The following is a 25,761-nucleotide window of genomic DNA, read 5'->3' on the forward strand; positions in this document are numbered from 1 at the left end:
GTCTCACTAGTGACAAGGGTCTCACTGATCGTTACAATCCGCTGTCTATTGACTTGCTCCCCAATAACCTCCCAGGTGGTGCGAACCTCATGGGCAACAGCAGATTCGTCGCCGTCGGGGCCTTCTCCGGCGCAGCCCTGGCGGCCCTGGCGATCCCCGGCGCCACGGCAGCGAGCGCCACGGCGAACGCCGCCGCGCGGGCCAAGCCGCAGGCCACCTACAGCCCCAAGCGGTTCACGCCGGGAGACAACCTCTGGGTGCGCATCACCGGCTGCGCCGGCGAGCCCCGCCTGGCGGGCACCAACGAGGTGTTCGACGAAGGCGAGCCCGGCTCGTTCGACAGGTCGGGAACCGGCACCTGGACGGGCATCGGCGGCACGCTCCGCACCCTCAAGTCCGGCAACTCCTACCTGACCCGGTTCGGCTGCTCGACCGGCACGGGGTTCCAGACGTTCCCGCTGTGGGTGACGCCGCCCGACAAGATCCCGTCGACGCCGCCGAGCCCGCCGGGCAAGCCACGCCCCGAGCCGCCGCCGGGCGGCGGCGGCTTCAGCTTCGGTCACGACGATGTCGACTTGTCCATCCGCACGGTCAGGCCGGGCGGCACGCTGGGAATCCGCGTCACCTGTCCCGGTTCGGTGCGGGCGACCTCCGCCTCCTTCGCCTCGGAGCCGCGCTTCCGACGGATCGGCGAGGACGAGCACAAGGGAACCGCGCGCTTCACGTCCAGCCTGCCGTCGGTCGTCAAGGTGCGGGTCGAGTGCCGCGGGTACGGCTCCGTCACTTTCAGCACCACGGCCGGACGAAACGAAGTCGAGCCTCGCGACCAGAGCATTCCCCAAGGCTCGCCCAACACCGGCGACGGCAGCCTGGCGAACCGCCAGGACAACCCCCTCCCCCTCCTCGGCACGGTCGTCCTCGTCGGCGCCTACGTTCTGTGCCGCCGCCGGAGAGCCCCCGAACGTGCGTAAGAGAGTCCTGCTCGTCCTCACGTTCACGCTCACGGCATGCGGCGGCGGGGACAACTACAGCGGCGGCCCCGTCGACCCGGGCTCCAGCCCGCGCGGCGTGACCTTCGCCAAGCCGCTCTCCCGCTCGCTGCCCGCGACGATCAAAATCCCCAAGCTGAACGTCTCGGCCTCCATCTCCGAACTCGGCCTGCGACCCGACGGCAGCATCGAAGAGCCGCCGCTCGCGCAGCCCAACCTCGCGGGCTGGTGGAAGGACGGGCCCACGCCCGGCGAGGGCGGCCCCGCGGTGATCCTCGGCCACGTGGACGCCCGGGGGAAACGCGCGGTGTTCTACCGGCTCAAGGAGCTCCGGTCCGGCGACCGCGTCCAGGTCACCCGCCGCGACGGCACGACCGCGACGTTCGCGGTGCAGCGTGTCGAGAACGTCCCCAAGGCGTCCTTCCCCAACGAGAAGATCTACGCCGAGGACCTCGACTACGCGGCACTTCGCCTGGTCACCTGTGGTGGCATGTTCGACGCGTCGAAACGCCACTACGCTGAGAACGTCATCGCCTACACACGCCTGGTGCGGGCCTGATGCGGCGCGCCGATTTGCATTCACCCCCCTTCTTATGAGAAATCACTCTTTGAACCTTTTGCACATCCGTTCTGTGCGCATATCGTTGACCTTTCATCTAGCTGGACGGTAACGACTGCGTGGCTCGCGCTCCGGCACGACCGGGCGGCAGGTCCGGCGAAGATAGAGATCAGGGAGGTGACCGCGTGCAGGCGATCAGCGTTCAGCAGCCATGGGCGTTCGGTATCGCGAGAGGCGTCAAGGCCGTCTCCAACCAGAGCCTGCCCACCGCCTACCGCGGGCCGCTCCTGATCCACGCCTCCATGCGCGTCGACCTCAAGGCCTGCGACGACCCCGGCATCCGCGCCGCCGGCTGGGACCCCCGCGACCCGCTCGCCACGATCGGCGCCGTCATCGCCATCTGCGACCTCACCGACGTCTGCTCGGCCGCGGCCCGCCATGAGCCGTGCGACTGCGGCCCCTGGGCCGACCCGAACGCCTACCACTGGCGCCTGACCTCCGTCCGGGCCCTCCCCCGCCCCATCGTCGCCCTCGGCCGCCCCGACATCTGGGAGCCCAAGCCCACCCTCGTCGTCGAGGTCATGGCCATGCTCGAAGCCGAAGCCGCCCGCCTCGTCCAGCAAGACTGACCGACGCCGGCGTCCTCATCGCCGGTGGGGCGGTGGGGAGCGCTCGAAGAGATCTGAGATCGGCGGCGGGCGGCCGCCTAGGTGAGGCGGCCGCCCGCTTGTCGTCAGGAGGAGAGGGCCCAGCCCAGGCCGGCTGAGGCCGGGGGCAGCTTGAAGGTCTGGGGCACGTAGCTGGCGGAGCCACGGCCTGTGAGGCCGGCCTTGGTGCCGCGTAGCACCGCCACCGAGCCGTCGCCGGTGTAGATGTTGTTGGGGTCGCGCTTGTTCTCGCCTACCGCCGACACGATGAGTTCGGCGCGGCGGTCGCGGTTGACGTCCACGAGGGCGACCATCCAGCCGAAGAGGTCGTCCTTCTCCGCGGTCCCGGGGACGCCCGTGCCGTTCTGCGTCCACCACTGCGCGCCGCGTCCGGTCACGCCCGCCTTGGTTCCCTTGAGGAGCACCACGGCGCCCGCGCGGGTGGCCTTCCCGATCGGCTTGTTCTGGACGCCGACCGCCACCTCCGGGTTTCCGTCTCCGGTGACGTCGCCGATGGCGACCGAGGAGCCGAACTGGTCGACCCCGGTCGGCTCACCCGGCACGCCCGGCGTCCGCTGCGTGAACGTCTTGACGGGCGACTTCGCCACGCCCGCACGGGAACCGTGCCGGATCTCGACGGTGCCGCCGCGCTCGTACTGCCCGATCCGGCCGGTCACCACGTCCGCGCGACCGTCCCGGTCGAGGTCGCCGACCGCGACCGTGTCGGCGACGAACTCCGCGTGCTGCCGGACGGCCAGCCCGCCGCGGCCGCCCAGGTAGACGCCTGCCAGAGGGGTGCCGCCGACCGCCGCGTACGTGGCCACGACGTCGGCGTAGCCGTCGCCGTTCACGTCGCCCGTGGCGATCGCCGCGCGGCCGAAGCGCTGCTCCTTCTGCGGCAGGGCCCGGAGGGTGAGCTTGCCGCGCGGCACCGTGAAGACGCGGATGTTGCCGAACGTCGAGTCGTACTCGCCGCCGATCAGCTCCAGCCTGCCGTCACCGTTGACGTCGCCCATCCCGACCGATGAGCCGAGGCGATGCTCGCCCGCGATGGTGGTGGCGCGGCCAAGGCCCTTCTTGCTTCCGAACAGCACCGTGACCGAGCCGCGGAACTGGTACGCGCTGCGGGGGTTGTCCTGCGGGGCGCCCACCGCCAGGTCGGCGTAGCCATCGCCGTTCAGGTCGCCGGTCGCGACGGACGTGCCGAACCGGCCGTCGGCGCGCGCGACGCCGGGGACGCCCGCGGTGTTCTGGGTGATGACGTGGCGCTTCTTGGGTGACAGGCCGGCCTTCGAGCCGTACAGGACCACGACGGCGCCCGCGGCGGTCTTGCCGCCCACGCTCGTGGTGGGGGCGCCGATCACGACGTCCCGGTAGCCGTCCCGGTTGAAGTCACTGGACGGCCTGGCCATCTTGGGCTTCGCCGCTACCGGCGAGGCTACTGAAAGCAGTGGGACGACCAGGATGAATGCGAGGACGGCATGGCGAACTGAGGCGCGCAAAGTCGCTCCGTATGCGGGGGGATTCGAGATGAATAGCCGAGATCGTAGCGGCTCGGCGATCACTCGGGCGTGGAAAGTGCGGCGGTGCGGAGGCGTGCGAATTCGGCGGCCAGTTTGGCGAGGGTCCAGCTGGCGTTGAGGCCGCTGGGGTTGGGCAGCACCCAGAGGTTGGACGGGCCGATCTTCTCTGGCTGGGGGCCGATCTGGGTGCGGGGCTTGGCGAAGGCGGTCCGGTAGGCGGTGACGCCGGCGACGGCCAGGTAGGCGGGACGGTGGCGGTCGACCAGGCGGAGCAGGCGTTCGCCTCCCTCGCGGAGCTCTTCGGCGGTGAGCTCGTCCGCGCGGGCGGTCGTGCGGGGAGCCAGGTTGGTGATGCCGAGGCCGTATGCGGGGAGGAGGTCCTGCTCGTCCGGGGTCAGCAGGCGGTCGGTGAAGCCCGATCTGTGGAGCGCGGGCCAGAAGCGGTTGCCCGGACGGGCGAAGTGGTGGCCGGTCGCGCCCGAGTAGAGGCCCGGATTGATGCCGCAGAAAAGGACGTGCAGCGGCTCGCCCGGCGGGGGAAGCAGGTCGGGGATCACGCGGTCGCGGGCGGCCTCCAGATCGGCCTTGGTGGGGCGCATCAGGTCAGGCTACGCAGTGGGGTTTCCCCTACCGGGCAGGGGGTGGCAGCTCCCCTGGACTTGGTGATCTCGGCTTCGTAGTGTCCGTCCGTGGGCGGCTCTACACGAGGAGGCCACGTGGTCGAGCACACCCGGAGGACTGTCCTGCGCAGCGGCGGCATCGCCGTCGCATCCGTACCACTGGCCGGGCAGATCAGCCCGGCCGGCGCGGAGGCCGCGGCCGGCACCGAGCCGATCACGGTCGGCCCCGGCGACTCGCGGTATCGCTCGCTGGTGCTGCGGGGCTACAACCGGCGCTTCGAGGGTCGGCCCGAGGAGATCCGGGTGGCGATGTCCACCGAGGACGTCGTACGGGCCGTCGAGCGCGCGGTGCGCACGGGCCGGCGGGTGGCCGTCCGGAGCGGGGGGCACTGCTTCGAGAACTTCGTCGACGATCCGTCGGTGCGGGTGCTCATCGATCTGTCCGGCATGACGGAGGTCGACTACGACCGGCGGCGCAAGGCGTTCATGGTCGAGGCGGGCGCCACGCTGGGCGAGGTCTACCGCCGGTTGTACGTGGAGTGGGGTGTGACGATCCCTGGCGGGACGCATCCGGATGTTGGAGTGGGCGGGCATATCGCCGGCGGCGGCTACGGGGTGCTCTGCAGGCGGGACGGTCTCTCCGTGGACCACCTGTACGCGGTGGAGGTGGTCGTCGTAGATAGGACCGGCAAGGTGAGAAGTGTCGTGGCCACGCGCGAGGCCTCGGATCCCCATCGTGACTTGTGGTGGGCCCACACTGGAGGGGGCGGCGGCAACTTCGGCGTCGTCACGCGCTACTGGTTCCGGTCTCCAGGGAAGCAGGCCGCGCTGCCTAAGCCGCCCGGCACTGTTCTCACATTCAGCGTGGACTGGCCGTGGGCGAAGCTCGACCAGGAGACCTTCGTACGGCTCCTGCGCAACTACGGGGAATGGGGTGAGCGCAACTCGGCTCCAGGCTCGCCCATGGCGGCTCTGTACGGCGAATTCGTCTGTTCCAGCAGGCCCAGTGAGAACGTCACCCTGACCGGACAGGTGGTCACTGACAGCGGCGCCGAACGGATACTGGCCGATCTGACGGGTGCCCTCCACCGTGGGCTCGACCTGCGTCCCGAGCCGAAGACGACCACCATGCCGTGGCTGCACGCGACACGGTACGGCTTCGGCGGCGGTCCCGCGCCGTTCTACCGGATCAAGATCAAGTCGGGTTACCGCCGGCGGCGCTTCACCGACGCGCAGGCCGCCGTCGCGCACGAGCAGCTGACCAGGCCCGACTTCGACTACGGGCACTTCTTCATCAACACCTACGGCGGCCGGGTCAACGCGGTGGCGCCGGGGGCGACCGCCGTGGCGCACCGGGACTCGATCTTCAAGATCGGTTACCTGGTGGGCTGGGAGGACGCGAAGGACGACGACCGGAACCTCGCGTGGATCCGCGAGTTCTACACGAAGGTCTACGCGGCGAGCGGCGGTGTCCCGGCTGAGGAGGGCGGCTTCGGCGCGTTCATCAACTACCCGGACGCCGACCTGGCCGACCCGCGGCAGAACGAGTCGGACGTGCCGTGGCACGCGCTGTATTACGGCGACGGCTATGCGCGCCTTCAGCGGGTCAAGGCGCGGTGGGATCCGCGCAACGTCTTCCACCACGCGCTGTCGGTCCGGAGCGCGTGACCGGGCTCGAACCGGCTCGTGCCAGGTCAGGGCCGGGTCAGGCCCGCGCTCAGCTCAGGCTGTGATCAGGCTGCGGAGGATCAGGCTGGTGGCTGAGGCTCCGACGACGATGAGGATTCCGGTGCGCATGCGTCCGTCGTCCAGGTAGCGGCGCACCGGGCCCGCCAGGAGGAAGCCCAGGAAGACGAACGGGGTCAGCGCGAGGCCGGAGGTGACCTGGCGGAGCGGCAGCTGATCGACGGCGGCGAGGGTGAGGAGGGAGAGCAGGGCGCCGATCGTGAAGAAGACGGCGAGGGTGGCGCGGACCCGGGGGCCGTCCTCCCGCTGGTAGAGCAGCGCGAGGGGCGGGCCGCCGATCGAGGACGCGGTGCCGGTCGCTCCCGCGATCACCCCCGCGGTGGTGAGCGTGCCGGGGTTGCGCGGCACGTTCGCCACCCACGCGGTCGCGCCGAGGGCGGCCAGCACCACCACGCCGATCAGGACTCCGAGGACGCGCGCGGGCACGGCCGCGACCACCCAGACCCCGACCGGCGTCCCGAGCACCCGGCCGCCGAACGCCCAGCCGAGGCCGCGCAGGTCGGCGTGCTTCAGCTCCTGGGCCAGGGTCGCCAGGGGCAGCACGGTGGCCACCACGAGGATCGACCCCGGCATCAGGGACGGGAAGAGCATGGTGACGATCGGCGCGGCCACCAGGCCGACGCCGAGCCCGATGCTGCCCTGCACGATGGCGCCGACCAGGGCCGCCAGGCCGCCGACGACGAGAAACTCAAGATCCGGCATAACGGTTTGGAACGTTACATGTCCGCATTTCAGATAGGACATCCCAGGTTCATAGGATGTGCTCCATGCTCACCGCCTGCCTGGCGTTCGCCGCCGTCGCCGCCCTGGTCACGATCACCCCCGGCCTCGACACGATGCTCGTCCTGCGCACCACCCTGACCAGCGGCCGCCGGGTCGGCTACCTGGCCGCGCTGGGCATCGCCGCGGGCTGCTTCGCCTGGGCCGTCGCCGGAGCGCTCGGCCTCACCGCGCTGCTGGCGGCCTCCGAACTGGCCTTCAACGCCGTACGGATCGCGGGCGCGGGCTACCTCTTCTGGCTGGGCGCCCAGGCCCTGTGGCAGACGCGCCGCCGCCGCACGGCCGAGGCCGCGGAGGAACTCCCCTCGATCTCCGGAATGGGCGCCCTCCGCACCGGCTTCGTCACCAACCTGCTCAACCCGAAGGTCGGCGTGTTCTACATGAGCCTGCTGCCGCAGTTCGTCCCGGACGGCGCCACGATGCTGGGGACGAGCCTGATCTTCGCCCTGATCCACGTCGCCGAGGGCCTCGTGTGGTGCGCGCTGCTCGTCCTCGCGGCCGCGGCCGCGCGCCGTACGCTGGCCCGCCCCTCGGTCAAGCGCCGCTTCCAGCAGATCACCGGCCTGGCGTTCATCGGCTTCGGCCTCCGCCTGGCCACCGACCACTGAACCGCCGCCCCGGACCGCCGCCGCGGACCGCTGCCGCGACAGGTGTTCAACCTCGTGCCTGCGTCACCAGTGAGCGGCTCAGCTCTTTCGCCTCCCGCTCACCGAGAGGCGCGTGGCCGACCAGGATTCGGTACCACAGCACGCCGAAGGCCTGGTCGACCATCAGGTCGAGGTCGGCCTCCGGCCTGATCTCGTCGCGTTCGCGGGCACGCTCCAGCACGCCGCGCAGCGCAGTACGGCGTCTGGCGATGAAGTCTCGCATCGCCTCGCCGGCCTGCTCGTCGCGCTGTGCCTCGGCCATGACCGTGCGGAGGAGCACAGCGGTCCGGCCCGTCCGGGCGGAGCGGAAGGTCGCGAGCAGGAACGTCTCCAGATCGCCCGCCAGCGAGCCCGTATCGCCCACGGGAATCTCGGCGGTGGCCCGCTCGGCCAGCGCGTCCAGGAGCACGGCGCCCTTGGACGGCCACCACCGGTAGATCGTCTGCTTGCCGACCCCGGCGGCCGCCGCGATCGTGTCGATCGTCACGGGCCCCTCGTCGCGCCCGATCAGTTCCACGGCGGCGTCCAGGATCGCCCGCCGCGTGGACGGTTCCGTCCCTGACGAGGTGAACGCGTTCTTCGCCGACGGCACCGCCTACGACCACCTGGTGCTGGCTCTCAGCGGCGGTGCGGGCGCCGGGCCGTTCCCCACGCTCGACCTGGCCGAACTGCGCGGCGGGTTCGAGGCCAAGTTCTGGCTGCACCTGGGGATCCTGCAGGCCGCGCTCCCGCGATTGGCCGCGGACGGCTCGATCACGTTCATCACGGCCTCGTCGGCGCGCGCGGCGCTTCCGGGCACCGCCGGGCTGGCCGCGATCAACGGCGCGCTGGAGGCGGTCGCCCAGGCGGTCCTGCTCGCCGCGACCAACGGGTTCATGACGGGCAACGTGATCGAGGTGAACGGCGGCCTCAGCCTCGCCACCGGACGCCGAACAACGCGAAGCGCACACTGAACAACGTGAAAGGGCCGTCCTCCCCGAAACGGGAAGGACGGCCCTTCAGCTTGGTGCCTATGCCCTGCTTACTTGCGCAGCAGGTTGCGGAGCACGAACTGCATGATGCCGCCGTTGCGGTAGTAGTCGGCCTCGCCCGGGGTGTCGATGCGGACGACGGCCTGGAACTCCTTACCGTCCGCCTTGACTGTCACCTCGGACGGGACGCCGCCCTCGTTGAGCGCCTCGACGCCGATGACCTCGAAGGTCTCAGTGCCGGTGAGGCCGAGGGACGCGGCGCTCTCGCCGTCCTTGAACTGCAGCGGCAGGACGCCTATGCCGATGAGGTTCGAGCGGTGGATGCGCTCGTACGACTCGGCGATGACGGCGCGGACGCCGAGGAGCGCGGTGCCCTTGGCGGCCCAGTCGCGCGACGAGCCCGAGCCGTACTCCTTGCCCGCGATGACGACCAGCGGCGTGCCCTGGGCGGCGTAGTTCTGCGCGGCGTCGTAGATGAACGACTGCGGCGCGTCGTCCTGGGTGAAGTCGCGGGTGTAGCCGCCCTCGACGTCGTCCAGGAGCTGGTTGCGCAGCCGGATGTTGGCGAAGGTGCCGCGGATCATGACCTCGTGGTTGCCCCGGCGGGAGCCGTAGGAGTTGAAGTCCTTGATCGCGACGCCGTGCTCCTCCAGGTACTGCGCGGCGGGTGTGCCGGCCTTGATGGAGCCGGCAGGGGAGATGTGGTCGGTGGTGACCGAGTCGCCCAGCTTGGCCAGCACCCGGGCGCCGTGGATGTCGGTGACCGGGGCGGGCTCCATCTCCATGCCGTCGAAGTACGGGGCCTTGCGCACGTACGTGGACGACGCGTCCCACTCGAAGGTGTTGCCAGTGGGGATGTCGAGGCCGCGCCAGCGCTCGTCGCCCTTGAAGACGTCGGCGTAGTTCTTGGTGAACATCTCCTGGCCGATCGACGATTCGACAATGGCGGCGACGTCGTCGGGGTTGGGCCAGATGTCCTTGAGGTAGACCGGGCCGTCGGTGCCCTCGGCGATCGGGTCGTTGAGGATGTCGATGTCCATGGTGCCCGCGAGCGCGTAGGCGATGACCAGCGGCGGCGAGGCCAGGTAGTTCATCTTCACGTCGGGGCTGATGCGGCCCTCGAAGTTGCGGTTGCCGGACAGGACCGCGGTGACCGCCAGGTCGTGGTCGTTGACCGCCTTGGAGATCTCTGGCTGGAGCGGCCCGGTGTTGCCGATGCAGGTGGTGCAGCCGTAGCCGACCAGGTTGTAGCCGATCTTGTCGAGGTACGGGCTGAGGCCCGCGCGCTCGAGGTAGTCGGTGACGGCCTGGGAGCCGGGCGCGAGGGAGGTCTTCACCCACGGCTTGCGGGTGAGGCCCTTCTCGACGGCGTTCTTGGCCAGCAGGCCCGCGCCGACCATGACGTACGGGTTGGAGGTGTTGGTGCAGGAGGTGATGGCGGCGACGGCGACGTGGCCGTGGTCCAGCTCGAAGCCGCTGCCGTCCTCCATGGTGACGGTGACCGGGTTGTGCGGGCGGCCGCCGTTGCCGGTGACGGTCTCGCGCGGCTTGTCGCCGTTGCCGTCGTGGCTGATGGCCGGGGAGTCCGAGGCCGGGAACGACTCGTCGGACGCCTCGTCGGCGGGGCCCTGGATGCTGGAGGCGTAGTTCTTCACGTCGCGGCGCCAGGTCTCCTTGGCGGCCGACAGGGAGATGCGGTCCTGCGGGCGCTTGGGGCCGGCGAGCGACGGGACGACCGTCGCCAGGTCGAGCTCCAGGTACTCGGAGAACTCCGGCTCGACCGACGGGTCGAGCCACATGCCCTGCTCCTTGGCGTACGCCTCGACCAGCGCGATCTGCTCCTCGCTGCGGCCGGTGAGGCGCAGGTAGGACGTGGTCTCGCCGTCGATCGGGAAGATGGCGCAGGTGGAGCCGAACTCGGGGCTCATGTTGCCGATGGTGGCGCGGTTGGCCAGCGGCAGCGCCGCCACGCCCTCGCCGTAGAACTCGACGAACTTGCCGACGACGCCGTGCTTGCGCAGCATCTCGGTGATGGTCAGCACGAGGTCGGTGGCGGTGGTGCCGGCCGGGAGCTGGCCGGTCAGCTTGAAGCCGACGACCCGCGGGATGAGCATCGAGATCGGCTGGCCGAGCATGGCCGCCTCGGCCTCGATGCCGCCGACGCCCCAGCCGAGGACGCCGATGCCGTTCTCCATGGTCGTGTGGGAGTCGGTGCCGACGCACGAGTCGGGGTAGGCGACGCCGTCGCGGTCGAAGACGACGCGGGCCAGGTGCTCGATGTTGACCTGGTGGACGATGCCGGTGCCGGGCGGGACGACCTTGAACTGGTCGAACGCGGTCTGGCCCCAGCGCAGGAACTGGTAGCGCTCCTTGTTGCGCTCGTACTCGACCTGGACGTTGCGCTCGAACGCGTCCGGCGAGCCGAAGTAGTCGACGATGACGGAGTGGTCGATGACCATCTCGGCCGGGGCGAGCGGGTTGATCCTGGTCGGGTCGCCGCCGAGGTCGCGGACGGCCTCGCGCATGGTCGCCAGGTCCACCACACAGGGCACGCCGGTGAAGTCCTGCATGATCACGCGGGCCGGGGTGAACTGGATCTCGTGACTCGGCTGGGCGCCGGCGTCCCAGCCGGCGAGCGTGCGGATGTGGTCGGCGGTGACGTTGGCGCCGTCCTCGGTGCGCAGCAGGTTCTCCAGGAGAACCTTGAGGCTGTACGGGAGACGGGCCGAGCCCTCGACCGCGTCCAGCCGGTAGATCTCGTACGACTTGTCGCCCACCTGCAGCGTGTTACGGCTGCCGAAGCTGTTCGCGGACACGGACTCCTCCTCCGTCAACGCCGCCCGTCCGGTCCGAGACGTGAGCGCACGGCGTTCTTCACTGGCTTGTCGATCATGCTCCCGGCTCCGCCGGCGCGGGGTGAATCGCGCCGCAAAGGTCCAGGGCCGGGGATTTATCCCCTATGAATCCTGCCCTAGTCCGGACCCTGCTCAGGACTCAGGTCCGCCTAACTTCGCCAGGATTTCTCTTGACGTCAAGCTATCGCCAATTTATCTCGACATCAAGCTACCTGTCGGTAGGCCGCTCGGCCGGGAACCATCTAGCGCACTCCGCCGTTTCCGATATATCGTTGTCGTATCGCGAGAGATCAAAGAACGATCTCGGAAGGCTGTGAAGAACATGAGCGCGACGCACCACGGCCCGGACCTGCGCTGGGCCTTCGCGGCGGCCGCCCTGGGCGCCAAGGCCGCGGCCCACGCGAGCCGCCACCAGCACGGTTGCGGCCCCCGGTCGAGGCACGGCATCCCCGACTTCGGTTTCCTCTTCGGCGGCGGCCCGGGCCCGTGGGGGCCACCGGGAGGCGGCGGCCCCTGGGGACGTGGCGGCGGCCCGCCCTGGGCCAAGGGCCCGATGGGGCGGGGCCCGAGAGCGAGAAAGGGAAACGTGCGCGCGGCGATCCTCGCCCTGCTCGCCGAGGAGCCGCGCAACGGCTACCAGATCATCCAGGAGATCAACGCCCGCAGCCAGGGCGCTTGGAAGCCGAGCCCCGGCGCGGTCTACCCGGCGCTCCAGCAACTGGCCGACGAGGGCCTCATCGTCGGCGAGGAGGGCGAGGGCCGCAAGACCTTCCGCCTCACCGACGAGGGCCGCGCCTACGTCGGCGAGCACGCCGACGAGGTGTCCGAGCCGTGGGCGGAGATGACGCCCGACTTCGGCGAGGGCGTGTCCGACCTCTTCAAGCAGGCCGCGCAGACGGGGGCCGCGGTCATGCAGATCGTCCACTCCGGCTCGCCCGAGCAGGTGGCCCAGGCCAAGACCGTGCTCTCCGACACCCGTCGCGACCTCTACCGCATCCTCGCCGAGGACGCGCCCGACACACCCGAGGAGTAGTGGTGACACGGCCCGACGAGATCCGTATCGGCGACGCCGAACGGGACGCGGTGACCTCCGCCTTGCACGACCACTTCGCGGCGGGGCGGCTCGACCAGGACGAGCTCGACGAACGCCTGGACGCCGCCCTCGCCGCCAAGACCCGGGGCGACCTGGGCGAGATCGTGCGCGACCTGCCCGGCCAGAACGGACTCCCCGAGGCCGTCCACCCGAGCCGCGGCCCGCACTGGCACCCCGCCATGCGCCACGGCCACCCCGCCCTGGCCCACGGGCATGGGCATCCGGCCTGGGCCGGGCGGCGCCGACCAGGCTTCCCGGCGTTCCCCCTCCTGCTCGGCGTCTTCATGATCGTCATGTTCACCGCCGGACCGGCCACCGCGTTCTTCGCGGTGTTCCAGCTCGCCCTGCTGGTCTGGATCATCAAAGCGATCGTGTTCGCCGCGGCCCACCGCCGCGCCCAGCGCAGATGACGGCCCCCGCGTGACGGCCTGCTCGGCAGTCCGGGCGCGGGTCTCCCGACCCGGCTGCGGGATCGCGGCCCCCGAACGCGATCCCGCAGCCGCCGCACGCCCCCGCCACGCACCCCGCCACGCACCCCGCCACGCAGCCGCCCACGCGCCCAGCCGCGCAGCCGCCGCGCACCTCGCCATGTGACCGCCGCGCACCCTGCCACGTGGCCGCCTTGTGACTGCCACGCAGCGCTCATGGACCCTTACACGAGGGTCGTGAAACCGTCTCCGGTATGCCTTCCGAGCGGTTCCTCCATCCGGTGTCGCCGGTGGCCCGGCCGGCCGAGGAGGCGCTGCGCGCCACGATCGAGCGGCTCGCCGCGATCGAACGGCCGCCCTGCTCGCCGGGCGAACGCGAGGCGGCGCACCTCATCGCCGACCGGCTGCACGCGCTGGGCCACTCCGCGAAGGTGCAGGACGTCCCCGCGTACGGCTCGTACGCCTGGCCCGTCGGCGCCCTCGCCGCCCTTTCCACGCTCACGGGTCTGACCGGCAAGCGCCTTCGCTGGACGGGCACGTTCGCGGGCGCGATGTTGACCGCCGCCCTGGCAGACGAGATCTCCTACGGCCGCCAGTTCGCCCGCACCATGCTGAGCCGGCGCCGGACGGCCTGCAACGTCGTCGCCGACCTGACCCCGTCACGCGCCCAGCGGCAGGCGCCGCACCGCACGCTCGTCGTCATGGCGCACCACGACGCCGCTCCCTCGGGCACCGTCTTCGACCAGACCCTGTCGCGCTGGTTCGCGAGTCGTTTCCCCGGCGCGGTCGAGCGGATGACCGAGAATCCGCCCCTGTGGTGGCCCGTGGTGGCCGGGCCCGCCCTCATCGCCCTCGGCAGCGCCGCCCGTTCCGCCGTCCTCCGCCGTACCGGCACCGCGCTCAGCGCCCTCACGGTCGCCGCGATGGCCGACATCGGCTCGCGCCGGGCCGTGCCCGGCGCCAACGACAACCTGAGCGGCGTCGCCGTGCTGATCGCGCTGGCGGAGTCGCTGGGCCGCCGCCCCATCCCCGGCCTGCGCGTACTCCTGTTCTCCGCGGGTGCCGAGGAGGCGCTGCAGGAGGGTGTACGGGGATTCGCGCACCACTACTTCCCGGATCTCCCCCGCGAGAGCACCTGGTTCCTCAACCTCGACACCGTGGGCTCCGGCAACCTCGTCCTTCTCGACGGCGAGGGCCCGCTGCGCATCGAGCCGTACGACGCCGCCTTCGGCGACATGATCGCCCACTGCGCCCTGGAGCAGGACATCGACGTGCGGCGCGGCCTCCGCTCACGCGCGAGCACCGACGCCGTGGTCCCGCACCGCCACGGCTACCCGACCGCCTGCCTCGTCTCCCTCGACGACCAGAAGCTCATCCCGAACTACCACCTGCACACCGACCTCCCCGAGCACGTCGACTACCGCTGCGTCGCCGACGCCGCCCAGCTAGCCGAGTCCGTGGCCCGCGCCCTCGCCGCCCACTGACACAGAACGGGCAGAAGCCACCACTGGCAAGGGCCCTCACCGGGGTCAGAGACCTGCTTCATAGGCCAGGAGGCCGGCCTGGGTCCGGTTGGCGCAGCCCAGTTTGTCGAGCAGGCGGGAGACGTAGCCCTTGACGGTCGCCTCGCTGAGATGGAGGCGCTGCGCGATCTGGGCGTTGGACAGGCCCTCGCCGAGGCAGGCCAGTACCTCGGCCTCGCGTTCGGTCAGGTCTCCGATGCGGGCGCGGTGACGGTCGCGTTCGAGGGAACGGTCGGCGGCGGAGGCGACCAGGCGGCGGGTCGCTGCGGCCGACATGACCGTGTGGCCGTCGGCGGCGACGCGCACGAGCTCGACCAGGTCTTCGGGCGGCGTGGACTTCAGCAGGAACCCGGCCGCTCCCGCCCGCAGCGCGTGGAGCACGTAATGGTCGGCGTCGAACGTGGTGAGGGCGACGACGGCGGGAGGCGGCCCCTCTCGTGTGGCGCCGAGGGCGGTGATGCGCTCGATGGCGGTCAGGCCGTCCACGCCGGGCATGCGGAGGTCCATGAGGACGACGTCCGGGCCGTGCCGGAGGACGGACTCGACGGCGGCGGCACCGTCGTACACCTCGTCCACGACCTCGATGTCGTCCGCCGCGCCGAGGATGGTCCGCAGGTGCGCGCAGACCATGCGTTCGTCGTCGACGAGGAGGACTCTGATCACGTCACGGCCTCGGGGGCGGGCGTCGGGACGAACGCGGGGAGGGACGCCTCCACCCGGAAGCCGCCGTCCGGGGTGGGATCGGCGGTGAACGTGCCACCGATGAGGTCCACCCGCTGGCCCAGGCCGCTCAGCCCGGTGCCGGAGCCGGTGGCGGCGAGGTCGCCGTCGGCGGGCCCGGACGGCGCGGAGTTGAGGACGGTGAGGCGTACGCCGTCGGTGCGGTAACGGACCTCCACGCGGACGCGGGCGCCGGGCGCGTGCTTGCGCACGTTGGTGAGGGCCTCCTGGACGATGCGGTAGGCGGTGCGCCCGACGACCGGGGAGGCCAGGGGCGGATCGCCCTCCTCGGCCAGGTCCACCGGGACGCCGACCGAGCCCGACTCGGCGATCAGCGTGGAGAGGTCCGGCAGGGGGCCGTGCATCCCGGCCTCCTCGTCGGGGCCCTCGTCCGTGCGGCGGAGGAGGCCGATCACGTCGCGCAGTTCCTCCAGGGCCTTGGCGCCGGTACCGCGCATCTCCTCGGCGGCCTGGCGCGTCTCGTCGTCGCGGGCCCGGACGCGCAGGGCGCCCGCCTGAAGGACCATGAGCGTCACGCGGTGGGCCACGACGTCGTGCATCTCGGCGGCGAGGCGGGCCCGCTCGTCCGCCCGCGCCCGCTCGGCGGCGGTCTCGGCGCGTTCCCGCAGCCCGTCGAGCACCCGGCGGCGGGCGGACACGTACATGCCGAGCAGCGCGCCGCCGATGACGAGGATGACGCTGCGGAAGACCATCGCGCTGTCGGTGTCGGTGCTCTGGCCGGCGATCGGATGGATGGCCGCGTCGGGGATGACCTCCGGGGTGAACGCGAGGACGAGCATCAGGGCCGCGATCGGCAGTGCCCGCAGCCAGGACGGCTGGTGCGCCTTGGGGAACGCCGTGACGGCGTACGCAGCGAAGATCGCACCCGGCGGCCACAGCGAGATCGACTCCACGTCGATCTCGCCCTCGGTGTACAGCAGCGTCCCGGGGGCCAGGAACTCGGCGGCCAGCACCACGGCCGGGATCGCCGTGGTGATCCAGATGACCGTGAGCGGCACCCTGCGGCGGAAGATCAGCGACAGGGCGACCAGCACGAGCACGAGCGCGGCCACGCCGTGGAAGGGCCGCAGGACGGACTTGGGGTCCAACACCGTGATGAGGCTGGCCACGACGGCGGCCGCGGTCACCAGGGTGTCGGACACCACGGCGCGCACCGGCCGCGCCGGAAGGCTTGATTGCACAACCAACACCGTACGCATCGGGCCAGCGGCTGCCACCCTACGAAAGTCGCGACCGAACGCGACGTGCGTAGGCGCGGGTCCATCCGTTGCGCGCTGCCGCCCGGCCGTGCCCGTGGGCTCGAATCGACGCATGAAGATGCCAAGCGGGGCTCGTTGGTGGCGAAGGCGGCCGGGTGTGGGTCGTGGGATGGCGAGGCTGGCGCTCCGAAGCTTGATCGCGCACAAGACGCGGCTGGTGTTGACCGCGGTGGCGGTGATCGCGGGGGTCGCGTTCGTCTCGGGCACGCTGATCTTCGCGGCCACGCTCGATCGCTCCTTCGATCGCGCCTTCGAGGACTTCGGCCGGGGCACGGACACCGTCGTGCGGGCCAAGAAGGCGTTCGGCGAGGAGCTGGGCAGCCGCGACCGCGACCGTCCACTGGACGCCTCCGTCCTGGCGGCGGTGCGGAAGGCCGACGGCGTGGCCAAGGCCCGCGGAGAGATCAGCGGGTTCGCCGCCGTCGTCGACCGCGCCGGGACGATCGTCGGAGCCGAGCCGCAGACCGGAATGGACTGGAACGCCGATCCGGACCTGTCGCTCATGCGCCTGGAATCCGGCACCGCGCCCCGGCGGCCCGACGAGATCGCGATCGACGCCCACACCGCCCGCGCGGCCCGTTACAAGGCCGGCGACCGGGTGCCGGTGGTGCTGGCGGCCGGAACGCGGACGTTCACCCTGACCGGCGTCCTCCGGTACGGCGACAGCGGGCTCTCCAGCGCGCTGTCGGTCACGGCGTTCGAGCCGAAGACGGCACAACGGCTGCTCATGGAGCGGCCCGGCTACACGCGGATCACCGTGCACGCCGCCGGCGGCGTCTCCCAGGACCAGGTGCGCGACGCGGTCGCCAGGGAGTTGCCGAACGGGCTGGAGGCCATCACCGGGCGGCAGTCCATCGACGAGGTGGCCGAGCCGCTTCGCGACATCCTGAAGATGTTGCGGACGCTGCTCATGGTCTTCGCCGCGATCGCCGTGTTCGTCGGCTCGTTCATCATCTTCAACACGTTCTCGATGCTGGTGGCCCAGCGCACCCGCGAGATGGCGCTGCTGCGCGCCGTCGGGGCGGGCCGGTCGCAGGTGACCCGCGCGGTGCTCGGCGAGGCCGCCGGGGTCGGGCTGATCGGCGCGACGCTGGGACTGCTCGCGGGCGGCGCGATGGCGCTCGGGCTGGCCGAGCTGATGTCGCTCGTGGCGGGCGAGGCGCTCCCGTTCGGCACCCCGGTGGTGCCCGCGGCCGCGGTCATCGCCGCGTACTCGGTCGGGCTCGGCGTCACGCTCACCGCCGCGTACGTCCCGGCGCGGCGCGCGGCGAAGATCCCGCCGGTGGCCGCCCTGCGGGACGAGGTCGCGACGCCCGCCCGCTCGCTGCGCCTCCGCGCGTTCGCCGGAGGGACCGCGATCGTGGCGGGCACGGCCGGGCTGGCCGCCGGGCTGGCCGGCGGAAGCGGCAGGATCACGCTCGCTCTCGCGGGCGGCGGCGCGATGGCGTTCTTCGTGGGGGTCACGACGCTGAGCCCGATCATCAGCCGCCCGCTGACCTGGTTCATCGGCTGGCCGCTGGCGCGCTTCGGCGGCGCGGTCGGCCGGATGTCGCGGCAGAACGCGCTGCGCAACCCCCGGCAGACCGCCGCGACCGCGTCCGCCCTCATGATCGGCCTGGCACTGATCGGCACGGTCTCGGTGATCACCCAGTCGCTGTCCACCACCGTGAACAAGCAGCTCGAGTCGGGCCTGACCGCCGACTACCGCGTCGTCGGGCGCAGCGCGGTCACCCCGGTCGGGCCGGCGGCCTACGACGCCGTGGCCAACGTGCCGGGCGTGGGCAGCGCGATCGCGATCCGGTCGGCCCGGATCAAGCTGGCCGGGAAGGTGCAGACCGTGACCGCCGGCCGCCCGCAAGAACTGACCGGCCACTTCCGGCTCAGGGTGGACGAGGGGACGCCCGCTGCCAGAGGCACCGATCTCCTCGTGAGCCGGACGGTGGCGGACGCCCGGCGGTGGAGGGTCGGCATGACTGTGCCGGGCCAGTTCCAGGACGGCGCGAAGGCCACCTTCCGCGTCGCCGGGATCTACGCCGGCCAGAAGGCGATCTCCCACCCGGCACCCGAGATGATCATCGACGACGCCGCGTACCGGCCGCACGCCGCCGACGCGACGATCGACCGGATCGACCTCACCCTCGCCCCCGGAGCCAGCGCCGCCGCGACGCGGCGCGGGCTGGAAGCGGCCCTCACCCCATGGCCCAACCTCGACGTCAAGGACCGGAAGGCGATCAAGGCGGACGCGGCCGGGGACATCGACCTCTTCCTGCAACTCGTCCTGGCACTGCTGGTTCTGTCGGTGATCATCGCGGCCCTCGGCATCGTCAACACGCTCGCCCTGTCGGTCGTCGAGCGGACCCGCGAGATCGGCCTGCTCCGCGCCGTCGGCCTCCAGCGGCGGCAGCTACGCCGGATGATCCGGTACGAGGCCGTCATCATCTCCGTCTTCGGCGCGCTGCTGGGCCTCGCCATCGGGGTCGTCTTCGGCGTGACCGTCCAGAACGTCATGGCCGAGGACGGCGTGACGGAACTGGCCGTACCCGTGGGACGGCTGCTCCTCTACGTCCCCGCGGCGGCCGTGATCGGCGTCCTCGCCGCCGTCTGGCCCGCCCGCCGAGCCGCCCGCCTCAACGTCCTCGACGCCATCCAGACCTCATGACAAACCCACCCATCACCAGCACACCGCCGCACCGTCACATCACCATGACGAGCTCGCCGCAGTCAGGGCGCTGTGATTAGCTCGCCGTCGCGGGCGACGACTCGGCCGCTCTTCAGGACGAGGTCGCGGGCCGGATGGGTGACGACGGCCGCCGCCGGGGTCTCGGCTCGCACCACGACGAGGTCGGCCGGGGCGCCGGGGACGATCCCGTAGGCGTCCAGGCCGAGCAGCCGGGCGCCGCCGTGCGTGGCGGCCTCCAGCGCGAGCTCGATGTCGTCGTCACGGCGGAAGGTGTTGCGGTAGGCCAGGTGCATCGCCCGTTCCAGCATGTCGCCGCTGCCGAACGGGCCCCACAGGTCGCGGATGCCGTCGTGGCCGCACGCGACGTTCGCCCCGGCGGCGCGCAGCTTCTTGACGGGCGGCACGGGGAAGTCGTAGACGGCTCCGGTCACCAGCGAGACCCCGGCCGCCGCGAGCCGTTCGATCAGGCGCTCGCGCGGCGCGGCGTCGATCTGCGGCAGCGCGTAGCCGTGGCTGATCGCGACCCGGCCGCCCAGCCCGGCCGCCTCGGTCCGCTCGATGATCAGCTCGAACTCGAACGCGCCGAGCGTGCCGCCGTCGTGCAGATGGATGTCGATCCCGGCGCCGTACCGTTCCGCCAGCCCGAAGATCAGGTCGAGCTGGCCCACTGGATCGCGGTCGAACCCGGCCGGGTCAATGCCGCCGATCGTCTCGACCCCGCCCTTGAGCGCCTCCTCCAGCAGCTCGGCGGTACCGGGGTTGACGAGCACGCCGTGCTGCGGGAACGCGACCTGCTCGACGGTGACGCGCCCGTCCAGCCGTGCCACCGCGGCCCGCACCGCCTCGACGCCCCGGAGCCCGACCTCCGGATCGACGTCGGTGTGGGAACGCACGTACGAGGTGCCGGCGGCGACCATCCGTTCCAGCAGCGCGGCGATGCGATCGACGTCCGGGATGCCGAGCTCACCGCGCCTGTTCCGGTCGTTGGCGATGCGTTCGGCCAGCGGCTCACCGGCCGAGTGCGGAACCCACGGCCCGCCGTAGAGCGTCTTGTCGAGATGGCAGTGCGCCTCGACCAGCCCCGGCAGGACGAGCCGTCCGGAGACGTCGATGACCTCCGCGTCCGCCGAAGCGTCGGCCCCCGCCCCGGCCGCGACGATGACACCGTCCCGGATGAGGATGTCGGCGCTCTCCACGTCCAGTCCCGGCTGCCAGACCAGCCCGCCGCGCAGCAACGTCTCGCCCATGCGTCCCACCTCCGGCCCCCACTATCGGGCACGGGTGGATCATCAGTCGAGGACGAGTTCGTAGTGCAGCGTCTTGTAGCCCTTCAGCTTGTGCAGGATCGGCACGGCGATCCCCTGCTGGATCGGGTGCTTGCGGGCGAGAAGCCGCCGGACGGGCTTGGCCTCGGCGTCACTGAGCAGGCGCGCGTGGCCCTTCACCTTGTCGCTGGTGGTCTTCCCCATGTACTTGCTGTGCGCCACTTCGACGTTGGGGTTGTTGCGCAGGCGCTTGGCCTTCCACGCCTTGTCGTACGTCCGGAAGTACGCCCGGCCGTCCTTCACCACGACGTTGACCGGCGTCCCGATCGGGCTGCCGTCGCGCTTGAACGTGGTGAGCAGGATCGTCCGCTGCTCGGTCAGGGTCTCCAGAGTCGGGTGGTTCGTCGCGGTGGTGCTCATCTCGATCCCTTTCCTAGGTGTTTGACCTGGAGACGGGAGAGGAGCCGCGAATGTGACATGCGGTGGATCGGCCTGCCGGGCGCCAACTCGTCAGACCGATCCACCGCAGCTCAAGGACCCGGCTCAGCCAGCCGGACGCAGGGCGGAGGCTTCTTTGGCCAACGCCTCGATGCGGTCCCAGTCACCGGCCTGGACGGCGTCGGCGGGGGTCAGCCAGGTGCCGCCCACGCAGCCCACGTTCGGCAGCGCCAGGAAACGGGGCGCGGTCTCGACCGTGATGCCGCCCGTCGGGCAGAACCGCGCCTGCGGCAACGGGCCGCCGAGGGACTTCAGGTAGGGCACGCCGCCCGCCGCCTCGGCCGGGAAGAACTTCATCGCCGTGATGCCGTGCTCCAGCAGCGCCATCGCCCCCGACGCCGACGACACCCCCGCGAGGAACGGCCGTCCGGTGGCGGTCATCGCCTCTCGCAGCGTGGGCGTGCAGCCGGGGCTGACGAGGAACCGCGAGCCCGCGTCCACCGCGCGGGCCGCGTCCTCGGGCCGGACGATCGTGCCGGCGCCGACCACCGCGTCCGGCACCTCGGCGGCGATGCGCTCGATCGCGGCGAGCGCGGCGGGCGTCCGGAGCGTGACCTCGATGACCGGCAGGCCGCCCGCGACGAGCGCCCGCGCCAGCGGCACGGCGGTGTCGGCGTCGTTCAGCACGACGACGGGGACGACCGGGGCGAGGTCGAGCAGCTGGTCTGCGTTCACACGAGCTCCAGGGCGAGAGTCTGTGCCAGCCGGGCCGTGGCACCGACGAGCGCGGGATTCGGATGGACGATCAGCGCGGTGGGGATGGCTCGAACGTACTCCTCCACCCGGGGCTTGGCCTCGAAGCGCCGCCGGAAATCGCTGGATTCGAGCACGTCAGCGATGCGCGGAAGGATTCCGCCGCCCAGGTAGACGCCACCACGCGCGCCCAGGGTGAGCGCCGCGTTGCCCGCGAACGCGCCCAGCAGCGCGCAGAACATCTCGATCGTCTGGACGCAGAGCGCGTCGCGCCGGACGCAGATCTCGGCGGCCGTGAGGGCTTCGGCCCGTTCACCCTGGACCGTCGCGAGCAGCCGGTGGAGCCGGGCCAAGCCGTCACCGGACAGCAGGAACTCGGCGTTGGCCGCGCCCTGCTCGGCGCGGAGCAGCCGCATGACCTCGACCTCACGGTCGGTGCCGGCGGGCACGTCCACCTGGCCGCCCTCGCCGGGCAGCGGCACCCAGCCGCCGGGCGTGGGCAGCAGCCCCGCCACGCCCAGCCCGGTGCCGGGCCCGAGCACCGCGAGCGGCGCCGAACCGTCCCGGATCGGCAGCTCCCGCCCGCCCACCGGCCGCAGGTCGCCCTCGCCGAGATGCGGCAGGGCCAGGGCGAGCGCCTCGAAGTCGTTGAGCACCTCGACGTGCTCCAGGCCGAGGTGAACGCCCACCCGTTCGGTGGTCTCCGACGCCCAGTCCGCGTTGGTCAGCCGGAACCGCCCGCCGACCACCGGACCGGCGACCGCGAGGCAGGCCGCGCGGGGCCGGATCCCGCCCGCGTGCTCGGCGAGGTAGGTCGCGGCGGCTTCCGCCAGCCCCGCATGGTCACGGCTGGCGAGCGTGCCGACATGGCTCGGCACCGCACCCGGCTCCGCCACCAGCGCGAAGCGCGCGTTGGTACCACCGACATCGGCGACCAGCCACGGGTACGGGAGGGCGCTCATCCGAAGACTCCGGCGCCGCGCTCGGCTGGGCCTACGGCCTGGCGGAACGCGTGGAAGAGCTCGCGGCCGGTGCCCGTCCACTCGTCCTCAGCGGGCGCGCCCCCGACGGGCGCCCGCGCGGCGAACTCCTCGTCCGGTACCAGAACCTCCAGCAGCCCCTTGTCGGCGTCCAGCCTGATCACGTCGCCGTCGCGGACCCTGGCCAGCGGCCCGCCCGCGGCCGCTTCCGGGGAGACGTGGATGGCGGCGGGCACCGCGCCCGACGCGCCCGACATCCGCCCGTCGGTCACCAGCGCGACCTTGTGCCCGCGGTCCTGGAGGACGGCCATCGGCGGGGTGAGCCGGTGCAGCTCGGGCATGCCGTTGGCGCGCGGGCCCTGGTAGCGGACCACCGCGACCACGTCGCGTTCGAGCTCGCCCGCGGCGAACGCGTCCTGCAGCTGCTCTTGTGTCTCGAAGACCCGGGCGGGGGCCTCGATCAGGCGGCAGTCGCCCGGGACGGCCGACACCTTGACCACGGCGCGGCCGAGGTTTCCGTTGACCGTGTGCAGGCCGCCGTGCTCGTCGAACGGCTCGCTCACCGGACGCAGCACGCCGGTGTCGCCCGACAGGCGCGGCCCGCGCCGCCAGACGAGACCCTGCTCAGCCAGGGCGGGAGCCTCCCGGTAGGCGGCGAGGCTGGCGCCTCCCACCGTGCGGGCGTCCTCGTGCAGTAGCCCGGCGTCCAGGAGTTCTCCGATGAGGAACGCGGTACCGCCCGCGGCGTGGAAGTGGTTCACGTCGGCGGTGCCGTTGGGGTACAGGCGGGTGAGCAGCGGCGTGACCGCCGACAGCTCGTCGAAGTCGTCCCAGGTCAGCTCGATGCCCGCGGCGGCGGCCATCGCGACCAGGTGCAGCGTGTGGTTGGTGGAGCCGCCGGTCGCCAGCAGCGCGACGACGCCGTTCACGAAGGCCCGCTCGTCCAGCATCTCGCCGATCGGGGTGTAGCCCTCGCCGCGCAGGTCGGTGAGCTCCAGCACGCGGCGGCCGGCCTCGGCCGTGAGCGCCTCCCGCAGTTGGGTGCCCGGCGGGACGAAGCTGGCGCCCGGCAGGTGGAGGCCCATGACCTCCATCAGGAGCTGGTTGGAGTTGGCCGTGCCGTAGAACGTGCAGGTGCCCGCCGAGTGGTACGAGGCGGCCTCGGCCTCCAGGAGTTCGTCCCGGCCGACCTCGCCCGCCGCGTACCGCTTGCGGACCTTGGCCTTCTCGGCGTTCGGCAACCCGGAGTGCATCGGCCCCGCGGGAACGAGGATCACCGGCAGATGCCCGAACGACAGCGCCCCGATCACCAGTCCCGGGACGATCTTGTCGCACACCCCGAGCAGCAGCGCCCCGTCGAACATGTCGTGCGACAGCGCCACGGCCGTCGCCATGGCGATGACGTCGCGGCTGAAGAGCGACAGCTCCATCCCGGCGCGGCCCTGCGTGATGCCGTCGCACATGGCGGGCACTCCCCCGGCGAACTGCGCCGTGCCCCCCGCGTCGGCGATCGCCGCCTTCAGGATGTCGGGGTAGTCCTTGAGCGGCTGGTGCGCCGAAAGCATGTCGTTGTACGAGGACACGATCGCCACGTTCGGCGTCACGTTCCCTCGGAGCTGGAGCTTCTCCAGCGGTCCGCACGCCGCGAACCCGTGCGCCAGGTTGGCGCATCCCAAGCCGCCCCGGGCGGGGCCGGCGGTCCGCGCGCTCTGGATCCGCGCCAGATACGCCGCCCGCCGATCGGCGCTGCGCTCGGCTATACGCCGCGTGACCTGCTCGACCACCGGATGAAGGCTCATGTGCCGGAAAACTACCGTGACTTAGGCCACCGAAACAACCCACTTACGAACGAAAACTTACCTAAGTCGAAATCATTGATGGTCTCGACATGCAGAAGTCACCCGTGCTTCACTGATCGGATGCGCCGCCCGTCCACCAGCGGCGACGTGCTCCGGCTGATCCGCGAGGAGGGCGTCGACACCCGCGCCGAGCTGGCCCGGCTCACCGGCCTGTCCCGCCCCGCGGTCGCCCTCCGGGTGAACGAGCTGATCGCGCACGGCCTCCTGGCCGAACGCGCCGACGGCCCGTCCACCGGCGGCCGTCCCCCGGCCCGGCTGGAGTTCAACGCCGCCGGCGGCACCGTCCTCGTCGCCAACCTGGGCAAGTCCCGGGGCCAGGCGGCCGTCTGCGACCTATCCGGCGAAGTCCTGCTCCAGGCTGAGGCCGCCCGCACGCTCCCCGCGCTCCTGGACCAGTGGGACGATCTCCTCGCCAAGGCCGGCCTCTCCCCCGCCACCGTCCGAGGCGCGGGCATCGGCATCCCCGGCACGGTGGAGTACGCGGCCGCCGAATGGGACGGCACCCCGATCCGCCCCGCCGTCGCCGACCGCTACGGCGTCCCCGCGTTCCTGGACAACGAGGTCAACATCGCCGCCCTCGGCGAGCACCGCGCGGCCTACCCCGATCTCGATGACCTGCTCTTCGTCAAGGTCTCCACCGGCATAGGAGCCGGCCTCATCACCGGCGGCCAGATCCAGCGCGGCGCCCTGGGCGCCGCCGGCGAGATCGGCCACATCCCCGTCCAGGCCGGGAACGGCACCCCCTGCCGCTGCGGCAACCTCGACTGCGTCGAAGCCGTCGCGGGCGGCGCCGCCCTCCTCGCCCGTTCCGGCGCCTCCGACCTCGCCGCGTTCTCCGCCCTGGCCCGCGACGGCGACCCCGGCACCGTCGCCCTCGTCCGCGACGCAGGCCGCCGCATCGGCGAGGTCATCGCCGCCGCGGTCAACCTCCTCAACCCCGCCGTGGTCGTCCTGGGCGGCGACCTCACCGGCGCCTACGAACCCCTCATCGCGGGCGTCCGCGAGGTCGTCTACCAGCGCGCCACAGCCCTGGCCACCCGCCGCCTGCGCATCGAACCCAGCCGCCTAGGCGACCGCGCGGGCCTCACCGGCTGCGCCGCCATAGTCCTGGACCACACCCTGACCCCTGAAGCCATAGACGCGACCCTCACCACTTCCTGACAGGCCACGTTCTGCCAGTCCTTAGGAAGTAGTTCTTCCTGAGAGGTCGGACATCAGGCCGTGCCGAATCCAATCGAAATTGCCCCGTGATAACTTGGACGCATTTCGAGGGATGACTCAAAAGGCACCGACGTATCACCATTCCGGGTGTGCACGGCCAGTCCGGAACCGGCCGCCCACGGATGTCGGGAATCTGATAAGGGGCGCGCGCTCCGAACCGTCGGCACCGCAGCGGCGATCGGCC

23 protein-coding genes are annotated in these 25,761 nt (G+C 71.7%); 11 read left to right on the forward strand and 12 right to left on the reverse strand.

Translation table 11 applies throughout. The features are described from left to right. Positions 1–89: 89 nt before the first annotated feature. From ACGFNU_RS26815 to ACGFNU_RS26825, 3 genes are all read left to right on the forward strand, one after another. On the forward strand, positions 90–971 hold the full coding sequence (locus ACGFNU_RS26815; protein WP_392597849.1) for a hypothetical protein: 882 nt from the start codon (positions 90–92) through the stop codon (positions 969–971). Beyond that, positions 964–1,548: a class F sortase gene (locus ACGFNU_RS26820; protein WP_392597851.1), complete on the forward strand. Its 585-nt coding sequence runs from the start codon at positions 964–966 to the stop codon at positions 1,546–1,548. Before ACGFNU_RS26815 ends, ACGFNU_RS26820 begins: the two co-directional genes overlap by 8 nt. Before the next feature lie 185 nt (positions 1,549–1,733). Continuing rightward, entirely contained in the window at positions 1,734–2,177 is a 444-nt protein-coding gene (locus ACGFNU_RS26825; protein WP_392597852.1) for a hypothetical protein, read from the forward strand. A 104-nt stretch (positions 2,178–2,281) separates the two neighbouring features. On the opposite strand, the gene ACGFNU_RS26830 is transcribed toward ACGFNU_RS26825, so the two are convergent. Continuing rightward, entirely contained in the window at positions 2,282–3,607 is a 1,326-nt protein-coding gene (locus tag ACGFNU_RS26830) for an FG-GAP-like repeat-containing protein (RefSeq protein ID WP_392597854.1), read from the reverse strand. Positions 3,608–3,756: 149 nt separating this feature from the next. Next, complete coding sequence (gene mug, locus ACGFNU_RS26835) at positions 3,757–4,317, reverse strand: G/U mismatch-specific DNA glycosylase (RefSeq protein WP_392597856.1); 561 nt, start codon at positions 4,315–4,317, stop codon at positions 3,757–3,759. Between the two features lie 117 nt (positions 4,318–4,434). Between mug and ACGFNU_RS26840 the strand changes: the two genes are divergently transcribed. Beyond that, complete coding sequence (locus ACGFNU_RS26840; RefSeq protein WP_392597858.1) at positions 4,435–6,006, forward strand: FAD-binding oxidoreductase; 1,572 nt, start codon at positions 4,435–4,437, stop codon at positions 6,004–6,006. 54 nt (positions 6,007–6,060) lie between these two features. Here the strand turns inward: ACGFNU_RS26840 and ACGFNU_RS26845 are convergent, their stop codons facing one another. Then, a complete protein-coding gene (locus tag ACGFNU_RS26845; protein WP_392597860.1) occupies positions 6,061–6,786 on the reverse strand; it encodes a sulfite exporter TauE/SafE family protein in 726 nt (241 codons plus the stop codon). A 65-nt stretch (positions 6,787–6,851) separates the two neighbouring features. Between ACGFNU_RS26845 and ACGFNU_RS26850 the strand changes: the two genes are divergently transcribed. Next, complete coding sequence (locus ACGFNU_RS26850) at positions 6,852–7,472, forward strand: LysE family translocator (protein WP_392597862.1); 621 nt, start codon at positions 6,852–6,854, stop codon at positions 7,470–7,472. A 46-nt stretch (positions 7,473–7,518) separates the two neighbouring features. Here the strand turns inward: ACGFNU_RS26850 and ACGFNU_RS26855 are convergent, their stop codons facing one another. Further along, positions 7,519–8,028, reverse strand: a complete 510-nt coding sequence (locus tag ACGFNU_RS26855) for a TetR/AcrR family transcriptional regulator C-terminal ligand-binding domain-containing protein (RefSeq protein ID WP_392597864.1) — start codon at positions 8,026–8,028, stop codon at positions 7,519–7,521. A 25-nt stretch (positions 8,029–8,053) separates the two neighbouring features. Between ACGFNU_RS26855 and ACGFNU_RS26860 the strand changes: the two genes are divergently transcribed. Then, positions 8,054–8,464 (forward strand): hypothetical protein, encoded by a 411-nt coding sequence (locus tag ACGFNU_RS26860; RefSeq protein WP_392597865.1) that lies wholly within the window; start codon positions 8,054–8,056, stop codon positions 8,462–8,464. 68 nt (positions 8,465–8,532) lie between these two features. Here the strand turns inward: ACGFNU_RS26860 and ACGFNU_RS26865 are convergent, their stop codons facing one another. Further along, on the reverse strand, positions 8,533–11,298 hold the full coding sequence (locus ACGFNU_RS26865) for an aconitate hydratase (protein WP_392597867.1): 2,766 nt from the start codon (positions 11,296–11,298) through the stop codon (positions 8,533–8,535). 361 nt (positions 11,299–11,659) lie between these two features. On the opposite strand from ACGFNU_RS26865, the gene ACGFNU_RS26870 reads away from it, so the two are divergent. The 3 genes from ACGFNU_RS26870 to ACGFNU_RS26880 all read left to right on the forward strand — a co-directional run bounded on the left by ACGFNU_RS26870 (position 11,660) and on the right by ACGFNU_RS26880 (position 14,342). Further along, complete coding sequence (locus ACGFNU_RS26870) at positions 11,660–12,370, forward strand: PadR family transcriptional regulator (RefSeq protein WP_392597869.1); 711 nt, start codon at positions 11,660–11,662, stop codon at positions 12,368–12,370. A gap of 2 nt (positions 12,371–12,372) precedes the next feature. Then, complete coding sequence (locus tag ACGFNU_RS26875) at positions 12,373–12,840, forward strand: DUF1707 domain-containing protein (protein WP_392597871.1); 468 nt, start codon at positions 12,373–12,375, stop codon at positions 12,838–12,840. 272 nt (positions 12,841–13,112) lie between these two features. Continuing rightward, positions 13,113–14,342: a M28 family peptidase gene (locus ACGFNU_RS26880; RefSeq protein WP_392597873.1), complete on the forward strand. Its 1,230-nt coding sequence runs from the start codon at positions 13,113–13,115 to the stop codon at positions 14,340–14,342. Between the two features lie 45 nt (positions 14,343–14,387). On the opposite strand, the gene ACGFNU_RS26885 is transcribed toward ACGFNU_RS26880, so the two are convergent. Next, the gene (locus tag ACGFNU_RS26885; RefSeq protein ID WP_392597875.1) at positions 14,388–15,044 is read right to left on the reverse strand and encodes a response regulator; all 657 of its coding nucleotides are present in this window, start codon (positions 15,042–15,044) and stop codon (positions 14,388–14,390) included. Then, complete coding sequence (locus ACGFNU_RS26890) at positions 15,041–16,303, reverse strand: sensor histidine kinase (RefSeq protein ID WP_392597876.1); 1,263 nt, start codon at positions 16,301–16,303, stop codon at positions 15,041–15,043. Before ACGFNU_RS26890 ends, ACGFNU_RS26885 begins: the two co-directional genes overlap by 4 nt. Positions 16,304–16,514: 211 nt before the next feature. Here ACGFNU_RS26890 and ACGFNU_RS26895 point away from each other — a divergent pair, with 211 nt between their 5' ends. After that, on the forward strand, positions 16,515–19,040 hold the full coding sequence (locus tag ACGFNU_RS26895; protein ID WP_392597878.1) for an ABC transporter permease: 2,526 nt from the start codon (positions 16,515–16,517) through the stop codon (positions 19,038–19,040). Positions 19,041–19,102: 62 nt separating this feature from the next. Here ACGFNU_RS26895 and ACGFNU_RS26900 read toward each other — a convergent pair whose 3' ends face one another. From ACGFNU_RS26900 to edd, 5 genes are all read right to left on the reverse strand, one after another. Further along, on the reverse strand, positions 19,103–20,308 hold the full coding sequence (locus ACGFNU_RS26900) for an amidohydrolase family protein (protein ID WP_392597880.1): 1,206 nt from the start codon (positions 20,306–20,308) through the stop codon (positions 19,103–19,105). A 42-nt stretch (positions 20,309–20,350) separates the two neighbouring features. Beyond that, complete coding sequence (locus tag ACGFNU_RS26905; protein ID WP_392597882.1) at positions 20,351–20,746, reverse strand: PPOX class F420-dependent oxidoreductase; 396 nt, start codon at positions 20,744–20,746, stop codon at positions 20,351–20,353. Between the two features lie 123 nt (positions 20,747–20,869). Continuing rightward, on the reverse strand, positions 20,870–21,499 hold the full coding sequence (gene eda, locus ACGFNU_RS26910; protein WP_392597884.1) for a bifunctional 4-hydroxy-2-oxoglutarate aldolase/2-dehydro-3-deoxy-phosphogluconate aldolase: 630 nt from the start codon (positions 21,497–21,499) through the stop codon (positions 20,870–20,872). Then, positions 21,496–22,479, reverse strand: a complete 984-nt coding sequence (glk, locus tag ACGFNU_RS26915) for a glucokinase (protein ID WP_392597886.1) — start codon at positions 22,477–22,479, stop codon at positions 21,496–21,498. The genes eda and glk overlap by 4 nt, the downstream gene beginning before the upstream one ends. Then, positions 22,476–24,296: a phosphogluconate dehydratase gene (gene edd, locus ACGFNU_RS26920; RefSeq protein WP_392597888.1), complete on the reverse strand. Its 1,821-nt coding sequence runs from the start codon at positions 24,294–24,296 to the stop codon at positions 22,476–22,478. The genes glk and edd overlap by 4 nt, the downstream gene beginning before the upstream one ends. Before the next feature lie 120 nt (positions 24,297–24,416). Here edd and ACGFNU_RS26925 point away from each other — a divergent pair, with 120 nt between their 5' ends. Beyond that, positions 24,417–25,517: an ROK family protein gene (locus ACGFNU_RS26925; protein ID WP_392597890.1), complete on the forward strand. Its 1,101-nt coding sequence runs from the start codon at positions 24,417–24,419 to the stop codon at positions 25,515–25,517. Positions 25,518–25,761: the final 244 nt, after the last annotated feature.

This window comes from Spirillospora sp. NPDC048911, assembly GCF_043198015.1.
Lineage (GTDB): Bacteria > Actinomycetota > Actinomycetes > Streptosporangiales > Streptosporangiaceae > Spirillospora.

Excerpts from the sequence above, each read along its gene's own strand:
- ACGFNU_RS26815 (WP_392597849.1), top strand. The coding sequence starts at position 90 with ATGGGCAACAGCAGATTCGTCGCCGTCGGGGCCTTCTCCGGCGCAGCC.
- ACGFNU_RS26830 (WP_392597854.1), bottom strand. The coding sequence starts at position 3,607 with ATGGCCAGGCCGTCCAGTGACTTCAACCGGGACGGCTACCGGGACGTC.
- mug (WP_392597856.1), bottom strand. The coding sequence starts at position 4,317 with ATGCGCCCCACCAAGGCCGATCTGGAGGCCGCCCGCGACCGCGTGATC.
- ACGFNU_RS26845 (WP_392597860.1), bottom strand. The coding sequence starts at position 6,786 with ATGCCGGATCTTGAGTTTCTCGTCGTCGGCGGCCTGGCGGCCCTGGTC.
- ACGFNU_RS26850 (WP_392597862.1), top strand. The coding sequence starts at position 6,852 with ATGCTCACCGCCTGCCTGGCGTTCGCCGCCGTCGCCGCCCTGGTCACG.
- ACGFNU_RS26870 (WP_392597869.1), top strand. The coding sequence starts at position 11,660 with ATGAGCGCGACGCACCACGGCCCGGACCTGCGCTGGGCCTTCGCGGCG.
- ACGFNU_RS26880 (WP_392597873.1), top strand. The coding sequence starts at position 13,113 with ATGCCTTCCGAGCGGTTCCTCCATCCGGTGTCGCCGGTGGCCCGGCCG.
- ACGFNU_RS26900 (WP_392597880.1), bottom strand. The coding sequence starts at position 20,308 with ATGGGCGAGACGTTGCTGCGCGGCGGGCTGGTCTGGCAGCCGGGACTG.
- ACGFNU_RS26905 (WP_392597882.1), bottom strand. The coding sequence starts at position 20,746 with ATGAGCACCACCGCGACGAACCACCCGACTCTGGAGACCCTGACCGAG.
- glk (WP_392597886.1), bottom strand. The coding sequence starts at position 22,479 with ATGAGCGCCCTCCCGTACCCGTGGCTGGTCGCCGATGTCGGTGGTACC.
- edd (WP_392597888.1), bottom strand. The coding sequence starts at position 24,296 with ATGAGCCTTCATCCGGTGGTCGAGCAGGTCACGCGGCGTATAGCCGAG.
- ACGFNU_RS26925 (WP_392597890.1), top strand. The coding sequence starts at position 24,417 with ATGCGCCGCCCGTCCACCAGCGGCGACGTGCTCCGGCTGATCCGCGAG.